The organism is Bacillus multifaciens (assembly GCF_030756675.1).
Taxonomy (GTDB): domain Bacteria; phylum Bacillota; class Bacilli; order Bacillales; family Bacillaceae_G; genus Bacillus_A; species Bacillus_A multifaciens.
On the sequence record NZ_JAVBXD010000001.1, the window covers coordinates 54,286 to 79,718 of the forward strand.

At 36.6% G+C, this 25,433-nt stretch carries 30 protein-coding genes; 10 read left to right on the top strand and 20 right to left on the bottom strand.

Going from position 1 to position 25,433, the window contains the following annotated elements:
• Positions 1-105 precede the first annotated feature (105 nt).
• Complete coding sequence (locus Q9306_RS00305) at positions 106-921, top strand: HAD family hydrolase (RefSeq protein ID WP_306194047.1); 816 nt, start codon at positions 106-108, stop codon at positions 919-921.
• 30 nt (positions 922-951) lie between these two features.
• Here Q9306_RS00305 and phnF read toward each other — a convergent pair whose 3' ends face one another.
• From phnF to Q9306_RS00335, 6 genes are all read right to left on the bottom strand, one after another.
• On the bottom strand, positions 952-1,683 hold the full coding sequence (phnF, locus tag Q9306_RS00310) for a phosphonate metabolism transcriptional regulator PhnF (protein WP_306194049.1): 732 nt from the start codon (positions 1,681-1,683) through the stop codon (positions 952-954).
• Complete coding sequence (locus Q9306_RS00315) at positions 1,613-2,401, bottom strand: glucosamine-6-phosphate deaminase (RefSeq protein ID WP_306194052.1); 789 nt, start codon at positions 2,399-2,401, stop codon at positions 1,613-1,615. The genes phnF and Q9306_RS00315 overlap by 71 nt, the downstream gene beginning before the upstream one ends.
• Positions 2,402-3,544, bottom strand: coding sequence for an N-acetylglucosamine-6-phosphate deacetylase (gene nagA / locus Q9306_RS00320; protein WP_306194625.1), 1,143 nt, complete (start codon positions 3,542-3,544; stop codon positions 2,402-2,404).
• 388 nt (positions 3,545-3,932) lie between these two features.
• Entirely contained in the window at positions 3,933-4,835 is a 903-nt protein-coding gene (locus tag Q9306_RS00325) for a ComEC/Rec2 family competence protein (RefSeq protein WP_306194055.1), read from the bottom strand.
• Between the two features lie 77 nt (positions 4,836-4,912).
• Positions 4,913-5,485 carry an SMC-Scp complex subunit ScpB gene (gene scpB, locus Q9306_RS00330; RefSeq protein WP_306194058.1) on the bottom strand — a complete coding sequence of 191 codons (573 nt, stop codon included), beginning with the start codon at positions 5,483-5,485 and terminating at the stop codon, positions 4,913-4,915.
• Between the two features lie 88 nt (positions 5,486-5,573).
• The gene (locus Q9306_RS00335) at positions 5,574-6,305 is read right to left on the bottom strand and encodes a segregation/condensation protein A (protein ID WP_306194060.1); all 732 of its coding nucleotides are present in this window, start codon (positions 6,303-6,305) and stop codon (positions 5,574-5,576) included.
• Positions 6,306-6,474: 169 nt separating this feature from the next.
• Between Q9306_RS00335 and Q9306_RS00340 the strand changes: the two genes are divergently transcribed.
• Positions 6,475-6,570 (top strand): YjcZ family sporulation protein, encoded by a 96-nt coding sequence (locus Q9306_RS00340; RefSeq protein ID WP_098914571.1) that lies wholly within the window; start codon positions 6,475-6,477, stop codon positions 6,568-6,570.
• Between the two features lie 203 nt (positions 6,571-6,773).
• Positions 6,774-7,292 (top strand): DUF309 domain-containing protein, encoded by a 519-nt coding sequence (locus Q9306_RS00345; RefSeq protein ID WP_306194065.1) that lies wholly within the window; start codon positions 6,774-6,776, stop codon positions 7,290-7,292.
• A 17-nt stretch (positions 7,293-7,309) separates the two neighbouring features.
• Here Q9306_RS00345 and Q9306_RS00350 read toward each other — a convergent pair whose 3' ends face one another.
• Together Q9306_RS00350 and Q9306_RS00355 are read right to left on the bottom strand one after the other, a co-directional pair.
• Positions 7,310-7,675, bottom strand: a complete 366-nt coding sequence (locus Q9306_RS00350) for a GNAT family N-acetyltransferase (protein ID WP_306194067.1) — start codon at positions 7,673-7,675, stop codon at positions 7,310-7,312.
• A 424-nt stretch (positions 7,676-8,099) separates the two neighbouring features.
• The gene (locus Q9306_RS00355; protein WP_020059398.1) at positions 8,100-8,537 is read right to left on the bottom strand and encodes a peptidylprolyl isomerase; all 438 of its coding nucleotides are present in this window, start codon (positions 8,535-8,537) and stop codon (positions 8,100-8,102) included.
• Between the two features lie 208 nt (positions 8,538-8,745).
• Between Q9306_RS00355 and Q9306_RS00360 the strand changes: the two genes are divergently transcribed.
• Entirely contained in the window at positions 8,746-9,612 is an 867-nt protein-coding gene (locus tag Q9306_RS00360) for a DUF1002 domain-containing protein (protein ID WP_306194071.1), read from the top strand.
• 30 nt (positions 9,613-9,642) lie between these two features.
• On the opposite strand, the gene Q9306_RS00365 is transcribed toward Q9306_RS00360, so the two are convergent.
• The 12 genes from Q9306_RS00365 to Q9306_RS00420 form a co-directional block, all read right to left on the bottom strand.
• Positions 9,643-10,449 (bottom strand): Cof-type HAD-IIB family hydrolase, encoded by an 807-nt coding sequence (locus Q9306_RS00365; RefSeq protein WP_371932290.1) that lies wholly within the window; start codon positions 10,447-10,449, stop codon positions 9,643-9,645.
• Between the two features lie 91 nt (positions 10,450-10,540).
• The gene (locus Q9306_RS00370; protein ID WP_306194077.1) at positions 10,541-12,013 is read right to left on the bottom strand and encodes a spore germination protein; all 1,473 of its coding nucleotides are present in this window, start codon (positions 12,011-12,013) and stop codon (positions 10,541-10,543) included.
• Complete coding sequence (gene spoVAEA / locus Q9306_RS00375; protein WP_306194079.1) at positions 11,991-12,569, bottom strand: stage V sporulation protein SpoVABEA; 579 nt, start codon at positions 12,567-12,569, stop codon at positions 11,991-11,993. The genes Q9306_RS00370 and spoVAEA overlap by 23 nt, the downstream gene beginning before the upstream one ends.
• Before the next feature lie 5 nt (positions 12,570-12,574).
• Positions 12,575-12,925: a stage V sporulation protein AE gene (gene spoVAE / locus Q9306_RS00380; protein ID WP_306194082.1), complete on the bottom strand. Its 351-nt coding sequence runs from the start codon at positions 12,923-12,925 to the stop codon at positions 12,575-12,577.
• A gap of 3 nt (positions 12,926-12,928) precedes the next feature.
• Positions 12,929-13,942: a stage V sporulation protein AD gene (spoVAD, locus tag Q9306_RS00385; protein ID WP_306194085.1), complete on the bottom strand. Its 1,014-nt coding sequence runs from the start codon at positions 13,940-13,942 to the stop codon at positions 12,929-12,931.
• A 37-nt stretch (positions 13,943-13,979) separates the two neighbouring features.
• On the bottom strand, positions 13,980-14,435 hold the full coding sequence (gene spoVAC / locus Q9306_RS00390; protein ID WP_306194088.1) for a stage V sporulation protein AC: 456 nt from the start codon (positions 14,433-14,435) through the stop codon (positions 13,980-13,982).
• Positions 14,436-14,446: 11 nt separating this feature from the next.
• A complete protein-coding gene (locus Q9306_RS00395) occupies positions 14,447-14,863 on the bottom strand; it encodes a stage V sporulation protein AB (protein WP_306194092.1) in 417 nt (138 codons plus the stop codon).
• A complete protein-coding gene (locus Q9306_RS00400) occupies positions 14,856-15,476 on the bottom strand; it encodes a stage V sporulation protein AA (protein WP_306194095.1) in 621 nt (206 codons plus the stop codon). The genes Q9306_RS00395 and Q9306_RS00400 overlap by 8 nt, the downstream gene beginning before the upstream one ends.
• A gap of 91 nt (positions 15,477-15,567) precedes the next feature.
• A complete protein-coding gene (sigF, locus tag Q9306_RS00405) occupies positions 15,568-16,326 on the bottom strand; it encodes an RNA polymerase sporulation sigma factor SigF (RefSeq protein WP_306194098.1) in 759 nt (252 codons plus the stop codon).
• 12 nt (positions 16,327-16,338) lie between these two features.
• The gene (spoIIAB, locus tag Q9306_RS00410) at positions 16,339-16,779 is read right to left on the bottom strand and encodes an anti-sigma F factor (protein WP_306194100.1); all 441 of its coding nucleotides are present in this window, start codon (positions 16,777-16,779) and stop codon (positions 16,339-16,341) included.
• Positions 16,780-17,130 (bottom strand): anti-sigma F factor antagonist, encoded by a 351-nt coding sequence (gene spoIIAA / locus Q9306_RS00415; protein WP_306194102.1) that lies wholly within the window; start codon positions 17,128-17,130, stop codon positions 16,780-16,782.
• A 268-nt stretch (positions 17,131-17,398) separates the two neighbouring features.
• Positions 17,399-18,583, bottom strand: coding sequence for a D-alanyl-D-alanine carboxypeptidase family protein (locus Q9306_RS00420; protein WP_306194105.1), 1,185 nt, complete (start codon positions 18,581-18,583; stop codon positions 17,399-17,401).
• A 166-nt stretch (positions 18,584-18,749) separates the two neighbouring features.
• On the opposite strand from Q9306_RS00420, the gene Q9306_RS00425 reads away from it, so the two are divergent.
• The 6 genes from Q9306_RS00425 to Q9306_RS00450 all read left to right on the top strand — a co-directional run bounded on the left by Q9306_RS00425 (position 18,750) and on the right by Q9306_RS00450 (position 25,416).
• The gene (locus tag Q9306_RS00425) at positions 18,750-19,169 is read left to right on the top strand and encodes a GntR family transcriptional regulator (protein WP_306194107.1); all 420 of its coding nucleotides are present in this window, start codon (positions 18,750-18,752) and stop codon (positions 19,167-19,169) included.
• Positions 19,135-20,016: an ABC transporter ATP-binding protein gene (locus tag Q9306_RS00430; protein ID WP_306194109.1), complete on the top strand. Its 882-nt coding sequence runs from the start codon at positions 19,135-19,137 to the stop codon at positions 20,014-20,016. Before Q9306_RS00425 ends, Q9306_RS00430 begins: the two co-directional genes overlap by 35 nt.
• Entirely contained in the window at positions 20,006-21,082 is a 1,077-nt protein-coding gene (locus Q9306_RS00435) for an ABC transporter permease subunit (protein ID WP_306194111.1), read from the top strand. Before Q9306_RS00430 ends, Q9306_RS00435 begins: the two co-directional genes overlap by 11 nt.
• A 120-nt stretch (positions 21,083-21,202) precedes the next feature.
• On the top strand, positions 21,203-22,276 hold the full coding sequence (locus tag Q9306_RS00440) for an ABC transporter permease subunit (RefSeq protein WP_306194113.1): 1,074 nt from the start codon (positions 21,203-21,205) through the stop codon (positions 22,274-22,276).
• Positions 22,277-22,315: 39 nt separating this feature from the next.
• Positions 22,316-23,383, top strand: a complete 1,068-nt coding sequence (locus Q9306_RS00445; RefSeq protein ID WP_306194116.1) for an ABC transporter permease subunit — start codon at positions 22,316-22,318, stop codon at positions 23,381-23,383.
• A 257-nt stretch (positions 23,384-23,640) separates the two neighbouring features.
• Entirely contained in the window at positions 23,641-25,416 is a 1,776-nt protein-coding gene (locus Q9306_RS00450; protein ID WP_306194118.1) for an adenine deaminase C-terminal domain-containing protein, read from the top strand.
• Positions 25,417-25,433: the final 17 nt, after the last annotated feature.

Below are 25,433 nucleotides of genomic sequence, written 5' to 3' on the forward strand. Positions count from 1 at the left end.
CGTCAATGTCAAACATCTGCCATTTTAGAAATGTCATTTTTTAGACATCAATGTACGAGATGCGTATAATGTAATGGCATACGTCTAATCGAAAGGAGAAATAGTATGATTAAAATGTTTATAAGCGATATTGATGGCACAATGATGCAACACGGAGGTGTAATCGATACCCAAGATGTAGATGCACTCCGTAGCCTTGCTGACCAAAATATAATTCTTTGTTTCGCATCCGGAAGACTTGATAATGAGATTGCCGATTTAATGAATAAAGTTGATATCAACTTTCATCGGATTAGTGTGAATGGAGTATTTGTGTATACACACGAAAATAAACAATTATTATCTGCAACATTTGATTCTACTATTTTACCCGAACTGTTGTCTATAACAAACAAAGAACCTTTCTTTCGTTATGTAAGTGATGAATATAATTATTACATTGAGGAAAAAACACCATTTATTCATGAACTCGAAAAGCAGGTAAAGATGACTTCCGTTGAAGAACCAAACTTGCTCGAAAAAATTGATACAACAATTTTCCCAAATAAAATTTCAGTCGGTGGTACAAAAGAAAATTTAATTATTCTTCAAAAACAAATTGAGGAAAACTTCAAAGAAAAAGTAAGCACTTTTATTTCTGCCGAGCAATGTTTAGATGTAATGCCCCCTAACATTAGCAAAGGTTCTGCTATTTCTGTTTTATTAAACGAGTTTAATATTCAATCTAATGAAATAGCTTGCATTGGTGATTCTTATAATGATATTCCTATGTTTGCTTTAACACCTCATAGCTTTGCAATGGCTGGTGCAGACGCTGAAGTTAGACAGCATGCATCACATACCGTTCCCTCTGTCAAAGATGCAATTGAATATGTTCTTCGTTATAATGAAGAACAAAAAAATACGACTCCCTCCTTATAAGGATGAGTCGTATTTTTATTTCTACTACTTTTACTTATTGCGTGAAATATTCGTAATAAATTTATAACGATCTCCTCTGTAAATACACTTCACATATTCCAGCGGCAAGTCATCTTCTGCATATGACCATTGCCTCATTACAAGCACTGGTGCTTTCTTCGGAATATGAAGATGCTCTGCCTCTTCGTCTGTTGCAATAGACGCTTCAATAGATTGCGTAGCACGAACTAACTTAAAACCCAGTCTTTTTTCTAAGTGCTCATACAATGATTGCTGCAAAATTTCTTCATTTATATCTTTTACAAGAGATGGTGACAAATACGTTGTTTCAAACGCAATTGGCTCTTCATCAGCTAAGCGGATACGCCTTACTTCGTATACCGATTCTCCCTCTTGAATTCTAAGCCTATCTGCTATTTTAGCAGTAGCTGGAACAAGGTGAAAGCTTAATAACGCACTACTCGGGTTCATTCCACGAGAGAGCATATCCTCTGTAAAGCCTGTCAAGCCTTGCAACTTTTGTTCAACTTTCGGAAGTTGTACAAAAGTGCCAATTCCACGCTTTCGATATAAATAACCTTGTTCAACTAAGTTATTAATCGCCTGTCTGATTGTCATTCGACTTACTTCAAACTTATCACATAATTCATTTTCAGATGGAATTTTATCTCCCGGCTTCCATTCACCGTATTCAATTAGTTGCTTCACCCACTCTTGAATCTGATAATAGATCGGAAATGGTGAATACTTGTCGATGTTCATCAGCAATCGCCTCACTGCATAAAGATAGAGCTTCTTGATCTGCGATTACGGTTACATTCGGATGCCGTTGTAAAACTGTAGCCGGACACCCTTCGCTTACTTCCCCTTGTAGCATTTCCTTAATTGCTTCTGCTTTTTTCAAGCCAGAAGCGACAAGTAAAATTCGCTTAGCTTTCAAAATGCTACCAATCCCCATTGTAATAGCATGTGTTGGCACACCTTCTTCTTTTTCGAAGAAACGACGGTTTGCTTGACGGGTAGATTCTGTTAACTTCACAATGTTCGTTACAGAATCAAAAGATGTTCCCGGCTCATTAAATCCGATGTGACCGTTTTCACCGATTCCAAGAATTTGTAAATCAATTGGATTGGCATCAATAATACTTTCATAACGCTTACATTCCTCTTGTAAATCGCCTGCCATTCCATTTGGTACATAAGTTTCTTTAAACGGAAGATGATTAAACAACTGTTCTTGCATAAAATAATGATAGCTGTTTTTGTCATCAAGTGGTAAATTTACGTACTCATCTAAGTTTACAGTGGTTACACGGCTTGTATCAAGTTTATTTTTTCTCATTAATGTATAAACTCCTAATGGAGAGCTTCCCGTAGCCATTCCTAACACTGGATTTTCTTTTGATTTTACAATTTTTTCAATTACTTTATAACCTGCTTCTGCTAATTCCTCTGGCGTTTTCACAACAACGATATTCATTTATTTCCCCTCTTTCATATGAATTCCTAATCGAACTGTATCTTGTACATATAAATCCTCAGACATAATAACAAAATCTGCATCTTTTCCGGTTTCTAAAGCTCCCTTGTTTACTAAACCAAATTCCTCCGCTTGGTTAACTGATGTCATCAGAACAGCTTCTTCAATGGAACATCCAGTAAACGCTATTACGTTGCGCAATGCTTCGTCCATTTTCAAAATACTACCTGCTAATGTGCCATCTTCTAATCGTGCACTACCATCTTTTACGATAACTGGTTGACCGCCCAGTTCATATAATCCATCTTCTAAACCTTTTGCACGCATCGCATCTGTAATCACGCTCATTTTTTGCGGACCTTTTAATTTATAGGCTAATTTCACCATATCCGGATGAATATGAATGCCATCTGTAATCACTTCGACCATTACATCTGGATTTAACAACACATGACCAACTGCACCTGGTTCACGATGATGCAAACCACGCATTTGATTGTAAAGATGTGTTGCATGTGAAATGTTTCTACCAGTTAATTGTTCATTTGTTGCATCTGTATGTCCCATCGTACCGATAACACCTGTTTCTGCAAGATATTGTTCAAACTCACGCGCGCCTCCTTCTTCAGGAGCATATGTTACGAGTTTAATTAAATTCCCACTTGCTTTTTGCCATTGTTTAAATTGCTCAATATTTGCAGGGACAATGTATTCCAGCGGCTGTGCACCTGCACGTTTTTTTGAAACGTATGGGCCTTCTAAATGAATATATGCGAAATGAGCCCCTTTTTCCTTTGCTTCTTTTGCAGCATTCAACGCCGCTTCAATTGCTTCAGGAGACTGTGTCATTGTTGTTGGAAAGAAAGTTGTAACCCCTTCTTGTAGCATCTGTTTACCGAGAGTTACTAATCCATCGCTATTTGCATCCATTGCATCAATATCGTATCCACCATGAATATGAACGTCAATCATGCCTGGAATGACTATATTCCCTTTTATATCATGAATCGTTTCATTTTCCTGTGGTACATACTGAGCCATCAATCCCAGATTTTGAATTTGATCAGTGTAACGAATAAAACCTCTTTCTAAAATTTCACGACCTGTATAAATTTTGGCATTGATGACAACTTGCGTTTTCATTTTCATCGATCCTTTCTCATGTAATCCCTACTTGTATTATTACCCATTTATCTATCTCCATCATAATATACACACGAGTAGTTGTCTATACATTTAGAGTGAGTTTATAGTATTTAGGACTATTTATTCAAAAGGATGAATTTATAATAGATGAAGAAGTCGATAATTACTTTATTTATTTTTGTAACTAAATTCAAATTTCAGAACTATTTTAGCAGCATATACCGTCTGTTGAAAATGCTTTATAAAAAGACTTTCAACAGACGGTATATCATACAATGAAACTGGCCCGTAACTACATTTGTAAAAATACATTGTATTATAATGAAATGAATATCAAGAAGAAATAATGTTACTGTATATAAAGTTAAAATGAATTATACTTACGCTATTTTAGCAATGGTAAAGGCAGCTTATGCTGAATAGTAATGTTCTCACCATCTGTTTCAATTTCAACATCACTTTTTATTGTAGTATGCACAGTGACACCATGCCGATTTAAACGTTTCATCACACTTCGATGGGGATGACCGTACGGATTTTTTTTGTCATATGAAATAATAGCAAATTGCGGCGCAACAGCCGTTATAAACTGTTCACTCGTTGATGTATATGACCCGTGATGACCAACTTTTAATACATCCGCATGAACATCATATTTCCTTATAATGTCTTCCTCAGTGTGTGTATCAGCATCCCCCATAAATAAAAAATCAGCCTTACCATAACGAATTTTCAATACAATAGATGACTCATTATTTTCTCGTTTTGCTTTACCATCATTTAATACTTGAATTGCAATATGAGGATCCAGGGGAATATACTGTCCTTCTTTTACACGTAAAAATGGAACTCCTCTTTTTTTAATGCTTCTTATATACGTATGATATGTAAACGAACTATATAATTTCCCGCTATCTAACACAAGCGCAACTGGCATTTGTTCAATAATTGGAATTAATCCTCCGATATGATCCATGTCAGGATGTGTACCGATGACAACATCTAGACGTTTAATTCCTTTTCTCATTAATTTATCAATAATAGGTTCCCCAGCTTCATGCGGTCCACCATCAATTAAAATTGTTTTCCCGTTCGGTAAAGAAATAATCGTTGCGTCTCCTTGTCCAACTCTTAAAAAACTTACCGTCATCTTACCTAAATGCGTACGCTGACTCGAAAAGGAGGAAGCCGTATGTATAGAAGCATACTGACGCGTAAGGGATGTACTATTTAAAGTTATACATAATATTGCTGCAAATAGAAAAAGAGCGATACGCACATCTTTCATACACCTTCTCCTTTTTCTATTTAGTATGACGCAGCTTGGATTTCATATACAAAAAAGCTTGGCAAAATGCCAAGCTTTTACTTCGAAATTTCTTGTAAAGAACCAAAGAATAAATCCGCTTCATTCATTCCTTCACCGTCTTCTGATAGAGAAGGTAGTTCATCTAATGTTTGTAATGCAAATGTATCTAAAAATTCTTTTGTTGTGCCGTATAAAATAGGACGTCCCGGCCCTTCTGCACGTCCTACTTCTTTAATTAACAAATGAGACACAAGCGTTTGCAGAGCCCTGTCTGTTTTTACACCGCGAACCTCTTCAATTTCTGTTCTTGTAATTGGCTGACGATAGGCAATAATCGCTAACGTTTCTAATGCTGCTTGCGATAAAGATGCAGCTGTTGGTGCATCCATCAATTTTTGATAATACGGGGCATGCTCTTTTTTCGTTGTAAAACGATACACTTTTGCAAATTGAACAATTTGTAAACCTCGGTTCAATTGTTCATATTCTTCCTGCAGCTCTTCTACAAGCTTTATGACATCTTTCACTTTTTCTTCTAATACTTTTGCAATTTGTTCTGGGTAGATTCCTTCATCTCCTGCTACAAATAACAGACCCTCTATAACAGCCTTTTGTTCTTGTCTATCCAACGATAAAAGCTCCTTTCTCACATTCTCTGTATCCATATACGTCATAAAGACCGAACAGCAAAATATTGCGTTCGGTCAAAGATTACAGCTATTGTTTCTTTAAAAAGATTTCATCAAAATTACGCTCTTGCTCAATAACAATTTTCTGATGTTTCATGAGTTCCAAAATTGCTAAAAATGTAACAACAACCATATCTCGATTATCATCTACAAATAAATCATAGAAACTTTGGCGCCCTCCTGCAAGTTCCAATTGCTTTAAAACATCGCCCATTCTTTGTTCAATGGGGATTTCCTGCCTAGTAACTGTAGCTGTTACTGGCCGCTGTATTTTCTTTCGGCGCATGAGCTTTTGAAACGCTGCTAGCATATCATATAACGTAACGTCAATCGGCAGCTTTTCAGCCTCTTCTTTTTGAAACATCATATAATCAAGAGGAGGCCGTGTATATAACTGCGCTCGTTCTTGTTCTTTTTCTTTTAATTGAGTAGCAACTTGTTTATATTTCTTATACTCAATTAAGCGTTCCATTAACTCTTGCCGAGGATCTTCGATAAACTCTTCACTGCTATCCTCTACATCTTCTTCATACTTTGGAAGTAACATTTTGCTTTTAATTTGTAATAGCGTCGCAGCCATAACTAAATATTCACTTGCAATATCAAGCTGCAATTCCTTCATCGTATGGATATATGATAAATACTGTTCTGTAATTTCCTTTACAGGAATGTTATATATATCAATTTCATAACGATTAATTAAATGTAATAGTAAATCTAAAGGGCCTTCAAATGCCTCAACTTTAAAATTATATTGCACAACTCATCCCACCACAATTTTTCTGTAACACCCTAAGTATAGTGCATACTCATACACTATCCAACCTTTTTCAAAAAATTAATTAAAAATAGACGTATACCTAGGCCACAATGCCCATCCCCTTCATATGATGACAGTGTAATGAGTACATTGTAGGAGGTTACAAACTATGGGTCATGTTACCGGAGGTTTCCACGGCGGGTTTGCTCTACTAGTTGTGTTGTTTATTTTATTAATTATTGTCGGCGCAGCTTGTTTCTGCTAACTGACATAAAGCGACTAGAGCACTCTCTAGTCGCTTTATATTTATGCTACAATATATAAATCCAAATTAAAAAACCGACATAAAACCATTCTTTTTCGGTGGGCGAGAGCATCTAACCATGCATAGAAGCAGTCAGGGCCTTTTTCTGCCACATCAAAATGGATTCATATATATGCACACTACTTAGAATAGGAGTGAAAAACATGTATCACGGAGCATACATACAGTTTTTAATTCATTTTCATAGTGATTATGATTACTTTGAATGTCACGAAGTTTTAGAAGAACATTGGAAAACAAAACCACGCGGAGAGCGGGAACAGCATTGGGTTGGACTTATCCAAATTGCCGTCGCTTTATATCACCATAGACGCTGTAATTGGAACGGCGCCAAAAAAATGATGAAAAGTGCGCTATTCATTTTACAAAATGAAAAACAGCATATAGAGGCATTAGGTTTAAACCATTCAAAACTACTATTGCTTCTTGAAGAGCGATTGCACATCATACAAAATCATGAGTCTTATACAACACTATTTCTCCCGTTTGCTGATTCAAATTTAGAAAACATATGTATACATTTATGCAAAACAAAAGGATTTCTTTGGAAAGATACTTCTTTCACACCAAGCGAAGACATTATTCATAAACACTCCCGCCGCAATCGTGAAGATGTAATTGCCGAACGAAATATGCAATTAAAAAAGAAAAAGCAGGGATAATGTAATCTCTGCTTTTATTAATACACGTTCTGTTCAAATTCTTTGCATTTTTTACAAAAACTAGATGTTTGGTCATTTCCGCATACCGTAATATTCGGCATCATAATTTGTAATTCTTGCACCATTTTTGTTCCAATTCCAGCATGACGATGTGAAGGATTCACACTAATATGTTGAATTTCTAATACATCCTCTGCTTGTTTTACCGTCCCAATAATCCCAACAATCGCTTCATCTTCTTTCCATAAGTAAAGCTGCCAATTATCATTTTGTTCATAATCCTTCATCGTCGCTTGCAATCGCTTTATATCTTTTTCCATTGGCATAAAAGAAAGAAGTCCCATTGCAATTTTTTCATAACTTTTTTTAAAACGAATTAACATGAAATTTATCCCTTCTTACAAAAGTTACAAATCATATCCCCTTAATCAGCATGTTCATATCATGTCTATTTTACAACATTTCTAACCTACTGAGAAGGCTTGCCTAAAAACAACTTTATTATCATACAAAGACGTACATAGGAAGTCAAATGTTGATATTTTGTTTATATTATGCTAACGGCATTGTATGGTTCGTACCCATATAAAGTGAAACTTTAATCAGTGGTTTTTTTCATCCTCCACTGATTATCAGCCCTCACCAATTGGGCTTTTACGGACAATATTTAAAGAAAAGGGAGGAAGCAAGTAGCGATCACTTCTGTATAATAACAGCTTATATGTTAACAAATTCAAATGACACAAAAGATACACAAATTCTTTTTTAAATAAAAAAAGAGAGAGCATTTTGCCCTCTCTTTACATTTTACTCTTCCCAAACTTTAACTTCTTTCATAACATCGCCTTGACGCATATTTAATACTGTTTCGATGCCGCTTGTTGCTTTTCCGAATACAGTATGAACACCATCTAAATGCGGTTGTGGTTCATGTACAACAAAGAACTGGCTTCCTCCAGTATTTCTTCCAGCGTGCGCCATAGAAAGTGCACCTACTGTATGCTTGTGAGGGTTACCATCTGTTTCACATGGGATTGAATAGCCTGGTCCGCCAGTTCCGTTTCCAATTGGGCAACCCCCTTGAGATACGAAACCAGGAATAACGCGGTGGAATGTTAATCCATCATAAAAGCCTTCATTAGCTAATTTTCTAAAGTTTTCTACTGTTTTTGGTGCTTCTTCTGCGAAAAATTCTAATTCGATTTTTTCACCATTTTCCATTAATATGTATCCTAAAGTTTTCATGTATAATAAGCTCCTTTCAACAATCTCAGCCTTATATTACCACAATCACTGTAATAAACAAAAATATTATTGTGAAAACCTTGATAAAATCCGACAATCCTGCTATTTCTTTCTAAAATCAATCTAAAGACGGATGACAAATATAAAAAATATACTATAATTACTTTGTTGCCCGAAAATTTCAGAAAGAGAAAGGGAGCGATTTTTCGTGAAAACGAAATTGTTAGCACTGCTATTAGCTGTTATGGTCTTTTTGATTCCAACAGCTTCATATGCAGACATTATTGAGGGAGAGTCTATTGTTACATTAGGAGAAAATTTATCAGAACAACAAAAACAACAGCTTCTCCAAGAAATGAAAGCGCCAAAAGATGCGCAAATTATTACGGTATCAAATGCGGAAGAACATAAATATTTAGATGGGGTTGTACCAAACGCTCAAATCGGCACGAAAGCAATTTCTTCTTCTATGATTACGTATACAAAAAAAGGATCTGGTCTTGTTGTACAAGCGCATAATATCAATTGGGTAACAGATGCAATGTATACAAACGCATTAATTACAGCAGGTGTAAAAGATGCGAATATTTACATTACAGCACCATTTAAAGTATCAGGAACTGCCGCTTTAACAGGCTTAATGAAAGCTTACGAGACAGCAGCGAAAAAAGAAATTCCAGAAGAAGTTAAAAAAGTAGCTAATGAAGAAATGGTTCAAACAGCAAAACTTGGTGACCAAATCGGAAATGACAAAGCTGTACAACTTGTTGCAAAAGTTAAAGAAGAGATTGCAAAAGAGCAACCAAAAACAACAGAAGATTTACGCTCACTCATTAAAAAGATTGCAGATCAGCTTGGAATTACATTAACTGATGAACAACTTGATAATTTAGTAGCACTCTTTGACAAAATGAAAAACTTAAACATTGATTGGAATCAGGTTAGTACCCAATTAAATAAAGCAAAAGAACACGTGTCAGCGTTCCTAGGTTCTGAAGAAGGTCAAGGCTTTTTAGATAAATTAAAAGGCGTATTCTCTAGTTTTATTGATTTTATAAAATCACTATTTAAGTAATAAAAAGCTCGTTATTAACGAGCTTTTTTCTTATGCTAACAATGGTAGTTTCATAATCGCTTCTTCTACAGAACGAACAACATAACTTGCTTTTTCTTTTACATATGGATGAGCGTGATGCAGTGTAAAAGAATGCGGCGTCACAGAAAACATGGAAACATCATTAAAAGAATCCCCGATACACGCTACTTCATGTGCTTCTACTTGTAAATGTTCCATTAAAAGCTGCAGTGCACTTCCCTTACTAATCCCAATTGGCATAATATCCACGTATTTTTTTCCTGAAATCACGACTTCCGCCTTGCCTTGAAACTCGTTTCGTAACTCTTGATCTAACATGGTAATTTTCTCTTCTTCTCCATAAACAAATAATTTTTCCGGATGAATAGTTTGTCCGAACTCTTTCTCTAATGCCTCTACTTCTGTGATTTCTCCTTGAATATATTCTTCAAACATACAATGATGTTCATTTTTCTTTTTTGTATATCGCTGCTCCTTCGCACATACAATATCCGCCATCTTTTTTTCATGTATATATTTATATATTTCCCGGGCAACCTCACCATCAAAAGTTGATTCGTTTAATATTTCTCCTTCTTTCGTTAATAAAACGGCGCCATTTAATCCTGTTGTATAATAAGGGAAAGCGAATTGTTTCACAACAGCATGAATGCGGTGGGTAAAACGACCAGAAGCAAAACAAATATTCGTACCTTTCTCCGCTAGCCAGCATAATGCTTTTTCATCGTCACGGTGAATCCGATTCACGTTATAAACGAGCGTGTCATCTAAATCGCTAACAAATAACTTAATCATGTAATCTCCCCTTCCATACATCATATTTACTTCTAGTGTACAAAAGAAATGTTATGTTTTTGTTAAAACCAGATAAATTTAAAACAAAAATGAGCAGAATTGATTCTTCTGCTCATTTTTGCCTCTTTATATTTTGAGGATGGACGATGCTAGGACGTACCTTCAAACTAGAAATAGATGGGCGAATTAAAATTTTCACCAATGCTTCCCAATCAAATGGAAGAAACGGCCAAAGATATGGCGTTTGTAAACTTCTAATGGATGCTAAAAATAAAATTAACACTGTCATTCCAATAACAAATCCTATTTCTTGAAATAAGGCAGTACATACAATTAGGAATAATTTACCGATTTTATTCCCTAATCCTAATTCATAACTTGGCGTTGCATAAGATCCAATCATAGAAATGGCAGTATATAAAATGACTTCTGGTACAAATAGACCGACATTAATTGCAATTTGACCAATTAATATAGCCGAAATTAACCCAGCTGCTGATGACAGCGGCGTTGGTGTATGGATTGATGCCATCCTCAGAAATTCCAGCCCTACTTCTGCTAAAATAATCTGCAAAGCAATTGGTATATTAGTCACTTTATTCGGTCCAATAAACGCTAACTTTTCTGGTAATAAAGCCGGATCCAGTACAAACGCAAGCCAAAGTGGCAATAAGAACAGAGAAAATACAACACCCAGAAAACGAACCCAGCGTAAAAATGTTCCAACAGCAGGATTTTGCCGAAACTCCTCTGCATGCTGTAAATGATGAAAATATGTTGTCGGTGTAATAATTGCGCTAGGAGAAGTATCTGTTAAGAGTAAAACATGTCCTTCTAACAAATGATTCGCAGCGACGTCTGGTCTTTCTGTATATCGAATAAGCGGAAAAGGGTTGTACCCTTGTTTCACAAGAAACTCCTCAATTGTTTTATCTGCCATTGTTACACCGTCGATTTGAATATTTTCTATCTCTTGCTTTATTATTTTCACCAAATCAGGATTCGCAATATCTTGTATATATGCGATACAAAGATCTGTTTGTGACCGCTCTCCCACCCGGATAATTTCGTGTCGTAAACGAGGATCACGAATACGTCTCCGAATAAGAGCTGTGTTTACAATAATATTTTCAACAAATCCATCGCGTGCACCTCTAACAACTTTCTCTGTATCTGGCTCTGTTGGAGTTCGTCCTGGATAGCTCCGAACATCGATTACAAACGCTTCTGTTTCTCCCTCCACAAAAATAACGATTAAGCCTGATAGAACTTGCAATATGACATCATCCATCGTCTTTACTTTACTTACTTGCTGATGAATCAGACGATTTTCTAACAACTTTACCATACCTTCTCCATACCTTTGTATTTCATTCGTATCAATAGCCTCTTCGAGAATGTGTATGATATAGTTCGTATCACATAAACCATTTACAAACAAAACACCAATTTCTCTATCTAAAATATGAAATTTACGAATTCCCACATCAAAGGTAACGCCAAGTCCAACTGTTTGCTTTAAATAATTTTCATTGTCGCTTAAAAATGAAGAAATTGGTATATTAGTCTTTTTTGTGTTGGTCATAAAACCCACTCCTTTCTAAAATTAATTGAATTGCTTGTTTTGTAATTGGCGACCCACGTTTCCAGTCATCATTGCCGTACATTTTCCCAATATCACCGATTCCAACAATAATAGGAACATGCAATTCATCTAAACAGTAAACGGTATCACCGTTAATTCTTCCTATTTCAATATCCGCCAATCCAAATTTATCAACGCCATATTCAGTTAATCGTCCTTCTCGATCGACACTTACATCCACACGTGCCCATTCCCAATGATGCGTATTAGAGGCAACAGCTAACACACCAATCACATCGACTTGTTTATTCATTGCCACATATTTTAATGCTTTTTCTCCTGATCCTTCCCCAATATATCCACTATCATCAAACATAACAAAAACAGGGTCATGTGGTGTTTGCATGATAAGCTCAACAATCTTTCTCCCTGTTAATTTCGTTGGATTACTTTGCGATGCCGAAATGCATCGTCCACCAAACTCCTTTGCCAGTAACTCGATTGTTCGCTGCGCATATTCATCTCCGTCTGTCACCAAAATAACCCTTCTTCTCATCTTATTTATCCTTTCGGTTTAAAAATAAGTGCTGCTAAAAATGAAAACAAAATCGCTGCTGAAATTCCAACAGATGTTAACTTAAACATTCCCATTCCAATCCCAAGATAACCATACTTTTCTGCTGCTTCCATCGCACCATGCAATAAAGAATGACCAAAACTTGTAATTGGGACAGTCGCTCCCGCTCCTGCAAACTGAATCAGTTTGTCATAGATGCCAAAACCATCTAATATAGCACCAACTACTACGAAAATTGCCATCACATGTGCAGGTGTTAATTTCGCAAAATCTAACAGAAGTTGTCCGACAACACAAATCGCCCCTCCAACTAAAAACGCATATATAAATTCCACATATTACACCCCTTTTATTCTTTCAAATACGACACCGTGTGCAATCGTTGGAATCGATTCTTTTTGTTGAATCATGATCGGATTTAGCAAAGCACCTGTTGCCACGACAAAAATCCGCCCCAAATTCCCCTTGTTCATTTCTTTCATTAAATGTCCATATGTTACTACTGCGGAACAAGCACAGCCACTTCCTCCCGCAAATACTTGCTGGTCATCCCTATAAATCATTAAACCGCAATCATTATAAACATTCCCTAAATCATAGCCTTCATCTAACAAAAGCTGCCGCGCAATTGGTGTTCCAACTCCTGATAAATCACCCGTCACAATTAAATCGTAATCTGCTGCGCTTCTGTTTAAATCTTCAAAGTGCTGCCCAATTGTATGAGCTGCAGCAGGGGCCATTGCAGACCCCATATCAAACGGATCTGTTATACCTAAATCTTGAACTTTTCCAATGGTTGCTGATGTAACTTTAATTGAACTTCTTTCCCGACTAATTAAAGCTGTACCAGCTCCTGTAACAGTAAATGTCGCTGTAGTTGGCTTTTGTCCTCCATACTCTGTTGGATAACGAAATTGCCTTTCAGCTGTGGCATTATGACTACTGACTGTTGCTAACACACGATTTGCAAATCCCCCATCAATAAATGCTGCGCCAACAGCTAGCGTCTCCATTGAAGTGGAACACGCTCCAAACATGCCTAAAAATGGAATCGAAAGCTCTCTAGCAACATAATTTGCTGTAACTGTTTGATTTAATAAATCTCCAGCTAAAAATAAGTCGATATCAGATGCTTGCATCTTTTCTTTTCGCAATGCTTGTTGAATCGACTCTCTCATTAACCTTCTTTCCGCTAATTCCCAGCTCTCTTCTCCGCAATGCAAATCATCATATGTAATATCAAAACTATCTCCAAGCGGCCCCTTTGCCTCATCCGGTCCAACAGCCGTTCCCGTCGCATTCACATATATATCGTTTTGAAATAACCACGTTTGCTTCCCAGTTAATCTCATCTACCTTCTCCTTTACTTACATAAGCTGAAACTTCCATCATTGGAGGAGCTTCCATGTATACCGAATGAGACCTACAACATACGCCCCAACAACCCCAAATACAATTACACTACCCGCAATTTTGAACATATTTGTGGCAATCCCAAGAACAATTCCTTCACTGCGATGCTCCATTGCTGCACTCACCATTGAATTCGCAAATCCAGTTACTGGGATTGCTGCCCCGGCTCCCGCAAATTGTCCAAGTTTATCGTATACACCAAGTCCTGTTAAAATAGCCGACAGTAATATTAGTGTTGTGATTGCCGGATTTCCCGCATTTTTCTCCGTAAAATCAAAGTAGTGTATATACACCTTCATCAAAGCTTCACCTAATGTACAAATAAGCCCTCCCACAACAAAAGCCTTCAGACAATTCATCATATAGTTAGGTTTTGGATGATACTCTTTCACGTTATTCGTATAATTATCTTTTAACTTATGCTGTGCCACTGACATGCCTCCTATTTCACAAAATAAATCCAATGAAATAAAGATCCTACCACCTTTCCAAGAACAAGTGCGATAAGAAGAATAACAATTTTCCCATCAACCCCAACACGTTTCGCTAATATTGGAAGTACATTCAGTACTTCTGTTAAAGCAGCAGCCAGCATTCCGATAAACGTGCCGCATAACAACCCAAGGAGCAAAAGCCAATACGGTGAAGCCAGCAATGTAACATCGCGTAGACTACACCACGTACCGCTTAATGCCCCGCTCACAACAGCCCACTCATAAGATTGCACACGATGACCACTTTTCGTTAACTGAGCGAGTCTTGGAATCATACCTAATACAGTTAAAAATGCAACATAGCCTCCTCCAACAGCAATTCCACCAGCAAATCCAATAAAAATTACTCCAATATATTCAATCATTTTGAATGTTCTTTATCATTTCTTTGTTTTCATTCATCATTACATATTGATCGAGAGATTGCTGGTATTGGAACATTTCAACTTCTAATGGGCTTGGCTCCTCATTAATACGCTTTTGAAATACGTGATTAAAAAAAAGAATCATTCCAAGTCCAAGCCCTAACGAATATGGGATTTGAAATAAAAGTGGCTTTTTGTTACTTTCTCCTGTAATCATGTAATACAAACGTTGATGCACTTGCTGCATACTAACATCTTCGTGAAAATAAATAATCGCAAGAGCCGCCCCGACAAACAGTAATAACCACACCATTCCAAAGAAAAATGGATTTACTTGTTTTTTTTCATATACAATTTCAACAATCGTTTGCGCTGAACCGAGCAAATTAATTTCTAAACTGCTAGAATACTGCCGAATACTCTGAATCACTTTCATCACATCAATTACAACATGCGTTTTATCTTTCTTTGTGATTTTGTATATAACCTGTCGTTTTATCTGATCTACAATTCGTGACTCTCCAACTACTTGTGCAACGTCACCAATTTTAATCTCATAAGCAGGCGACACTTGTAGACGATTCCTCATCTTTACATATATCGTTTGCTCCACTCCAATCACCTCTTAACTATTCCTCGTAGTTGTAGTATGGATATTGGAAATTTTTCTAATACAACTTTTTTTAAATAAAAAAACGAATAGACTATTCGCCTATTCGTTCCTTCATTTGCTTTAATATTTTCTTTTCCAGCCTTGATACTTGCACTTGAGAAATCCCTAAACGCTCCGCTACTTCCGATTGTGTCTGGTCTTTATAATACCGCAAATAAACAATCAATCGTTCGCGCTCATCTAATTCACGGATTGCTTCTTTTAACGCAATCTTATCAAACCACTTTGTTTCAGAGCGATCCGCAATTTGGTCTAAAATAGTAATAGGATCACCATCATTTTCATACACCGTTTCATGTATCGACGATGGTGTTCGACTTGCTTCTTGCGCCATTACAACTTCTTCTGGCGTTAGTTCTAGCGCCTCTGCTATTTCGGTAATTGTCGGTGTACGGCCATACTTTTTTGATAATTCATCTTTCATTTTACGAATTTTATTTCCCGTTTCTTTTAACGAACGACTTACTTTCACTGTTCCATCATCACGTAAAAAACGTTGAATTTCTCCAATAATCATTGGAACTGCATATGTTGAAAACTTTACATCAAAAGATAAATCAAATTTGTCAACAGACTTTAGCAACCCAATACAGCCAATTTGAAACAAATCCTCCGGCTCGTAACCGCGATTTAAAAAACGTTGTACAACAGACCAAACAAGCCTCATATTATTTTGTATAATTAAATCTCTCGCTCCTTGATCGCCTTGTTGACTTCTTTTAATTAATTCTTTTAATTCCTGATCCTTTAACTGCCCTTTTCCTTTTTCACTTCTGACCTCTATGTCCATAGGCAATTCTCCTTAATTGCATAGAGCGTTACTTTTTGATAGATGCTTCGTCAAATGGATCGTTGTCCCGAAAGATTCATTAGAAATAACCTCTACTTCGTCCATAAAATTTTCCATAATGGTAAATCCCATTCCAGAACGCTCTAATTCGGGTTTAGTTGTAAAAAGGGGTTGCCTTGCTTCATCTAAATCTAGAATTCCAATCCCTTCATCACGAATTGTTAACTTTACCATATCATCTTCCAAAATAACCATAATATAGACAATGCCATCTGGATTTCCTTCATATCCGTGAATAATGGCATTCGTTACTGCCTCAGACACGACGGTCTTCACTTCCGTTAACTCTTCCATCGTTGGATCCAGCTGTGCAATAAAAGCTGCAACTGTAACACGAGCAAACGATTCATTTTGACTTAATGCAGAAAATTGAAGGTTCATTTCATTTCTCATCTATGCCACCCCCAATGTCGCGAGCGCATGCGCTTCATCTTCTTCTAACCGAATAATTTTAAATAGCCCTGACATCTCAAATAAGCGTTTTACAGCAGGAGAAATTGCACAAACAACCATTTCGCCGCCTAAGCTTTTGACATGTTTATATCTTCCTAATACAACACCAAGACCAGAACTATCCATAAATGCTAATTGCTCTAAATTTAAAATAATATGATGAACATGATGCGTCTCAATCATATCAGTTACTTTCGCTCGCAACTCTTCAGCAGTATGATGATCTAGTTCGCCTGCTAAACGAACACATAAGACGTCACGCTTTACTTCTAAATGGATGGAAAGACTCACTCTATTTCCTCCTTACATTCAAAATTCGCGTATACACGCAAAATATATAAGAAGTTTTCTCTAAAATAACTGTAGAATCCTTCCACCTGACAAAAGAAGTACTATTTCGTCATAAAATGAACCTTCTCTACAAATCCAAATTAAAAAACCGACATACAACCATTCTTTTTCAGCGGACGAGAGCATCTGGCCATGCATAGCCGCAACCATCTCTCACTATCGCATCACAGTAAAATTACTAAAAGAGAAAGCGGCAACTATATTGCCGCTATTTCGATGTCGAAAACATCCCAAAACTTCGTTTAAATAACTCCCACCAGCTCGCTGCTGCAACATCTTCTTTTGCAACAATTGTTTGTTTGAGTAGCACTTCATTCCCTTTTTTGATAACAAGTGTACCTAAGGCATCTCCTTTTTTAATTGGAGCTTTCACCTTCTCCTCAGCAACTACTTCTTTTTTAATATTCTTCATTGTTTCTCCTTTTTTCATTAGAAGGGAAACATTTTCAGAAGCTACTAAGTCGACTGTTTCTTTTTTGCCTTTTCCTACTTTTACCGTTTGAATTTTTTCACCTCTTGTAAACATCTTTTTCGTCATATATTGACTAAATGCATAATCAAGAAGCTTTGTTACTTCCGCATTTCGTTCCTTTGATGTTGGAGAGCCCATAATAACAGAAATGACACGCATCCCGTTTCGTTCTGCAGATGCGGTTAAACAATATTTTGCTTCTGTTGTAAATCCTGTTTTTACACCGTCAACACCTGGGTAGAAACGAACAAGCTTATTTGTATTTACAAGCCAAAACTTCTTATCCGTATCTTCTCGTAAATAATCTTCATATTTCCCTGTATATTTACGGATTAATGGGTATTTCATCAATTCTTTTGCCATAACGGCCATGTCATATGCCGTTGAATAATGATCCTTTGCTGGAAGACCTGTTGGATTTTGAAAATGAGTATTTTTTAGTCCTAAATCTTTTGCTTTTTTATTCATCCTATCTACAAATCCTTCTTCTGATCCAGCAATGTGTTCAGCAACGGCAACTGATGCGTCATTTCCAGATGCAATGGCAATGCCTTTTAACATTTCATCGACTGACATTTCTTCACCAGGTTCAAGGAAAATTTGTGAACCTCCCATAGAAGCAGCGTGTTCACTCGTTCTCACTTTATCTGTCAGTTTTAATTTTCCTTTTTCGATTTGTTCCATAATGAGTAACATGGTCATAATTTTTGTCATACTAGCAGGTGGCAACTTTTCATTGGGATTTTTGTCAAACAAAACTTTCCCTGTATCCTGCTCAATCACAATTGCTGACGATGCTTGTTCCGCTAGTTTTGGTTTTGTTTCCGCTTCCGCTTCTTTTTTCTCAGACTGTGCAAAACCAACTGGAACAGCGGAAAGCAATAACATGAAACAAACAAGTATTCCTATTAATCGCTTCATGACTAACCCTCCATTCTATATCACACCTATTTTTTCCAAACGAAGGGGTTTTATACCATAATTTTCTAAAAATATGATTGACAAATGATAATGTACTATATATTGTATTAAGTGTATTACACCTATTAGTACACTCATACTTTTTATTAGAAAGGAGACTTTGCTCTTGCACATTCAACTAGATCCAAGAAGCAACACTCCGATATGGGAACAAATTGTTCATAATGTTAAAGAGTTAATTCTAAGAGGGATGCTCGAATCTAGCGATAAACTCCCTTCCGTTCGTGAACTTGCCTCTTCACTTGTAATTAATCCGAACACAGTGAGTAAGGCTTATCAAGAATTAGAACGACAAGGAATTATCGAAACGCTGCGCGGCAAAGGAACATTCGTCTCGCAATCCATTACTCCCGCACAAGATGAAAGGAAAATCGCTATGGTAGAAAAACAATTCCATCAATTGTTACTAGAAGCTTCGTATCTTGGTATTTCAAAAGAAAAAATTCATGATTGGATTGATTCATACTATAAAGAGCTAGGAGGAAACACTCATGTTAAAAGTGACGAACGTAAAGAAAACAATTGATAATCAAACGATATTAGAAGATGTTTCATTTACTTTAAAAAAAGGGAGCATTGCCGGATTACTCGGCAGAAACGGAGCTGGAAAAACAACATTATTACGGACACTCGTTGGAATCTTAAATCCAGATGAAGGAACTGTTACCTATAACGAAGTTGACGTGCACAAACACCCTGAAGTGAAACAAACAGTTGTATTTGTTCCAGACTCTACAAATGTATTAAGCGGATATACGGTAAAAGAAATCGTAAAATTCTATAAAGTAGTCTATCATAATTTCAATGCAGACTATTTCTATGAATTACTAGAGCGTTTTAACTTACCAGACAAACGCATTCGCAGCTACTCCCGCGGAATGAAAGCATTACTAGCAATGATCTTAGCCTTTTCTACCGGTGTAGAATACATAATTTTAGATGAGCCAACAAACGGACTGGATCCAATTGTAAAAAGACAAATCCTGCAATTTTTAATTGAAGAAGTAGCAGAACGCGAAATTACCATTCTCATCTCGACGCATCACTTAGATGAAATCGAAAAAATCGCAGACACAATCATCATTTTAAAAGATCATACAATCGCATCTGTCACAGCTTTAGACGATACAAAATCACGTTATGCCAAAATTCAAGTCGCTTATGAACGTTCACTCCCACAAAAACTAGAAAACTTAAGCAACGTGAAAGTATTACAGCAAACCGGAAAAGTATACACTGTTTTAATCGAAGACAACGTAGCAACTACGTTAGAAAAATTCCATAAAGAACAGCCGCTCTTATTAGAAGAATTGCCAATGTCACTTGAGGATGTATTCGTTACGGCTTTTGAGGAGGGGTCACATGTTTCATAAATCGCTATGGATGCGGACGTTTAAACAGGGGAAATATGTACTGCTACTCTTTTGGTTAAGTAGTTTATATATACTTCCTTATGCCTATTATAGTGCTGCACAATCAGAGCTGAGGCAGTCAAAAATGAAATGGGATCATATATATTATTATTCCTATCATTTTCAATTAGATGAACCTGTCCTGATACAAGGCATTATGCTCATCGCACTCGCTTGTGTTTTAATTGGTTGGGAGCGCAACAATCAATCAGCCGATTTTCTTTTCTCTATGCCTTTTAAGCGAAAAGATATTTTTCTAACAAAATGGTTGTTTGGTGTTTTTAATATTATAATCGTGAATTGTGTTTGCTGGATTAGTATGTGGGGAATTAAAAAAGTATCTTTTCATAACGCTTATCAAGATTTTAGTCCATTTCATACTTATTTTATCTACCTAACAATTGTACTAATTGCTATTTATACATTCTCTTTATTCATCGGAACAATTACTGGAAATATTTTCTCACAAGGCACTTTAACTGCGGTCATTTTATATCTTCCGTATGGTTTAATTTTACTGATATCTGGATTTGTTTTTGTTCATACTGGAGGGGCAACCGAGGATCGATATAAAACCGAGAGTAAAACTGAATATTACTTAGAACAAGTAAGCATTATTGCACCGTTCCATGAATTTTACATTAGTTACAACTACTATCCTGAAGAGAAATTCGACCAGAACGGGAAAATCTCAGAAGTACCTAGCAAAAATCCTATGGAGAAAACATCAATTCCACCTGTGTGGAAATTGCTGAATCCATTCGTTTATATCATTCTATTTTTACCATTAGCAATCATTTTATATACACGCTCTCCTAATGAACATAACGGGAAAATTCTATTGTTTCCACAGCTACAGAAATGGTTCATTGGCTGTACTGTCCTTTGCTTTGCATTACTTGCAGGACGAATATTTGGAATAGGTGCTTTATGGATTTACTATATAACGTTTTTAGGAGCAGGAATGGTTAGTTATATGATTTTAACTCGCTTGCTGAAATGGAAGTTTTCTTTTGGTGGAAGATAACGATATTTTTAATCAAGAAGCGAGCACATATAAATAGAGGTGAATTACATGTTCCATAAAGCATTATGGATGCGAAACTGGAAGCAAGGGAAATATAAAATCTTTTAAAGGAGCGATCCTATGTTTCAAAAAGCACTATGGCTTCAAACATACAAGCAAAGTAAATATATCGTATGGTTATTTTGGCTCGTTAACTTCTATATACTATCGTGCAGATATTATTTGGCATCTGTAAAACAACTAAATTATTTCCACGATAATATGAAATGGAATTATCGTTTTCATTACAACTATATTTTCCCTGAAGAAACTATAGTAATACAAGGGGCACTTGTTATTATTTTAGGTTGTGTAATCATTGGCTGGGAGCGTCACAATCAATCGATCGAACTCCTTTGGTCAATGCCATTCAAACGAACACATATCTTTCTTACAAAATGGCTTTTTGGTGTTTGTAATATTATAAGCGTTCTAGTATTAAACTGGGGAATTTTCGCCATTTTGAAAAAAACAACTTTTCATAATAAATATCAAATATTTTCACCGTTTCACTATTACTTTCTATACGCAGCAATCGTACTCGTTGCAATCTATACGCTAACACTATGTATTGGAACAATCGCTGGAAATATTGTATCACAAGGTCTTTTAACTACAATTGTTCTTATTTTACCGTTCGTATTGTCTCTTTTGATTGCTGGATTCATTTCTGTTCATACGAATCATTCGTATGCGAAAACTTACGAACGAGAGAATGCATATATGAATAATGTTGAAAAACTTACGGTATTTTCACCGATGATGCATTTTAAAATTCATTTTAATTACGCTCCGCAGTATGCCGGTACAGATGATAAAACAAGCAAACAAATCAATGAACCTAACTATAGTTCTATTCCGTCTCTCTGGACATTAATAAGCCCAATCCTATATACATTAATTTTATTACCATTAAGTACGTACTTATACGCTCGGTCACCTAACGAACAAAATGGAAAAATACTACTTTTTCCGAAGCTACAAAAGTTCTTTATCATTTGTACGGTAACATGCTTTGCCTTACTGGGTGCTCGTTTACTAGGAGGAATCAATTCGTTGGCAAGCTATTACATCGGTTTTCTAGGCACGGGGGGTATCACTTATCTCATTCTATCTCGCCTACTAAAATGGAGATTTTCTTTAGTAGGAAGATAAGAATATTACTTCAACCAATAATAAACCGAGGTGAATTGTATGTTCCATAAAGCACTATGGTTGCGAAACTGGAAACAAGGAAAATATGTCATCGTATTATTCTGGCTCAGTACCTTATATCTCTTACCATATGGATATTATAGAGACGCACTGTACAGAACTAAGTATTTACGTGAAACGACGGATACGTACTATTCTTATCATTTGAGCGGAGATCATCCTACATTTTTCCCTGGCCTGCTTTTAATTGGATTAGCGGTCATATTAATAGGCTGGGAGCGTCATAATCAAACAAATGATTTCTTATGGTCTATGCCATTTAAACGTTCACATTTATTTTCATCAAAATGGTTATTCGGTACGATCCATATCGTAAGTGCACTTAGCGTAAACTGGTTCCTTATGTATATCATCTATAAAACTACGATACACGCCGATTATCAATCATTTACACCGTTTCATCTATACTTTATTTATACAAGCATGACTTTAATTGCAGTTTATACATTAGCCCTTTTTATCGGAAGCATTACAGGAAATATTGTTTCACAAGGAGCGCTAAGTTACATTTTATTGATTTTCCCGATTTACATTTCTCAACTTGCGTTTCCGTTCATTGCATTACATGTTGATTTATCAGAAAAAGAATATGACAAGGTCTATCGTAAAAGTTCCATGTATATAGAAAATACAAGCACATTATCCCCTCTTATGCATTTTAATATTAACTATAATTATCAACCGCAAGGAGAAGCTATAAAAGATGAATATGGAGATGTACATGCGGGACCTGCTTATCATCATATTCCGTCTGCATGGACACTACTAAGTCCGGCTATTTATATACTTATTTGTCTGCCTCTAGGAGCCTATTTGTATGCACGTTCACCAAATGAACAGAATGGAAAGATATTGCTATATCAAAAACTTCATGTCTATTTTTCAATATGTACTTCCATTTGTTTCGGACTTCTTGGCAGCGAAGTATTCATTGATGGCAGTGAATCTACCCCATTTCACTATATGTATTTTATCGGGTGTGGCATTTTGACATATGCTATTTTACAGTGGGTATTAAAACATAAACTTTCTTTATATACAAGATAGCCTCCTAGTCAGGAGGCTATTTTCAGAGTGTCGAAAAACAAACTTGTCTCTATACACTTCCCTCTCTTCCCTCCTCTTTACAATTGAAAGAGGAGTTTTCATATGTATTATATAGAACAGAAGAAGAAAAGACGGTCTACAATGTGATCCCCCTTTATAGTAAAATATAGTAGTGTGTAAGACTGAATTTTTAGATATTTTAACTTGAACTAATATAATGCTGAGCGTGGAAAAAGCAGATCAGGGGGGAGACTTACATGAGATACATTGAAAGGGATACATTGTGGAAACTTATAGAGGTATCAAGGGGGAAACATCCGGCAACAGTTTGGGTTACAGGAGGAATTGTGTTAAATGTATACACAGGAGAGCTAGAAAGAAACGATATCGTTTTGTATGAAGACCGTATTGCTTATGTTGGAATGCGGGAACCACAAATTGATGAGAAAACACAAATTATAGATGCATCCAGCTTCACGTTAGTTCCAGGATACATCGAACCTCATGCACATCCGTATCAGTATTATAATCCTACGTCATTTGGAGAATTCGCTTTAAGTTTAGGTACAACGACTTTAGTGAATGATAATCTAATATTTTATTTAAATGCCGATCCGAAAGGCTTTGAATATTTAATGGACTACAGCAGTCATTTGCCTATCAAAAATTATTGGTGGGCAAGGATGGATCCACAAAGTAACCACCCGGATATGTTAGCGAAATTCACGACTGAGCGCTTGGTCAGTTTGCTTCGTCATAAGCAGATTATACAAGCTGGTGAATTGACAGCTTGGCCTGCCGCCCTGGCTGGTGATGAAACAATATTAGAAGGAATAGCAGAAGCGCGGAGGCTCGGCAAAAGAATTGAAGGGCATAACCCAGGAGCTTCTAGTGAAACCTTAAATGCTTTGGCAGCACTCGGTGTTACGGCTTGTCATGAAGCTATCAATGGAGAAGAAGTAATTAGAAGACTTCGTTTAGGTATGTATGCAACTTTGCGTCACTCCTCCATACGCCCTGATTTGCCAGGCCTAATTAAGGATTTACAAGAGCTCGGCTTTGATTTTTCTTCCGCTTCAAGACTTATGTTAACAACAGATGGCTCTATGCCCCCATTTCTTCAGCATGGGCTAATGGACTATCTTATTAAGATTTGTCTCGATAATGGCGTCCCTTTCCATGCCGCTTATCGGATGGCCACTTTAAACCCTGCAACGTATTATGGATTGGATCAAGAAATCGGCGGAATCGCTCCAGGACGAATCGCAGATATTTTATTTCTCGAGGATATAAGCAAGCCTTCTCCGATCAAGGTGATAGCAAACGGGCAGCTAGTTGTGACAAACAGACAGCTCTTGAACCCGTTTCCTGTATGTGATTGGCAGCAATTACAATTTGAGCCCATGCACATAGAATGGCGCGTTCAGCCGGAATGGCTTGATATGACTGCTGAGCATCCAGAAGTCCCTGTAATAGAAATGCTTAATGCGGTCATTACGAAACCAAGTCTAGAGGCATTGCCATTAAAGCAAGGTATTATTGACTTGGAAGCGAGAGAAGGATATTGTTATGTCAGTCTTATTGATCAAAAGGGGAAGTGGGTTACTAACGGCATATTAAAAGGGTTTGCCGATCACCTAGATGCTCTAGCGACAACCTATACAGCATCTCAAGATATCGTTGTTATAGGGCAAAAGAAAGAGATTATGATACAGGCTGTAAATCAGCTACTCGCTCAAGGCGGCGGTACCATATTAATGGAGGGGGAGGAAACCTTATTCAATTTGGAATTACCGCTTGGAGGGAAAATGAGCAAGTTACCCATGTATGAACTGATTTCAAAAACGATCAGACTTGTACAACTTCTGAAAGAGAGAGGACACCAGCATATCGATCCATTATATACGATGTTCTTTTTGACATCGACCCATTTACCAGCGGTACGCTTAACAGCTGAAGGAGTATATTCTATTAAAGAGAATGCGGTTGTTTCTTCCGTTAAGAGAGTGAAAAGTGACTATTTTATAAGATAAACAATGTGAAAATAGCC